This window comes from Ochrobactrum sp. SFR4 (assembly GCF_019730395.1).
Lineage (GTDB): Bacteria > Pseudomonadota > Alphaproteobacteria > Rhizobiales > Rhizobiaceae > Pseudochrobactrum.
In genome coordinates this window covers 1-246 of record NZ_JAAPBB010001162.1, presented here as the reverse complement: position 1 = coordinate 246, position 246 = coordinate 1, and the positions used below count along the sequence as shown (strand labels likewise).

The 246-nt window shown below is 53.3% G+C and carries 1 protein-coding gene; it reads right to left on the bottom strand.

Features of this window, described 5'->3' with window-relative positions:
* On the bottom strand, positions 1 to 246 hold a 246-nt coding region (locus tag HBA93_RS22700), incomplete at both ends, for a hypothetical protein (RefSeq protein WP_221724738.1).

Sequence of the window (246 nt, the reverse complement as noted above, 5' to 3'; positions counted from 1 at the left end):
AGCAATAATCTCGGATGTGACAGTCTCTCAGCTTTAGGAATGTAATTCAGCAACTGGTTGAGCTGGCTCATGCCGCCATAAAGCACCAGCCGCCATCCTCCAGCGGATTCAATCAGCTGCGTGCAACGGCTATAATCACCGGCCAGACTGGCATGGCGAACCGCCTCGCCTAATATGTTATATTGCTGGAAAGCTTCGGAGGCGCGCAAATGCAACGCAGCCAGTTTTGTCGGATGACGCTGCCGT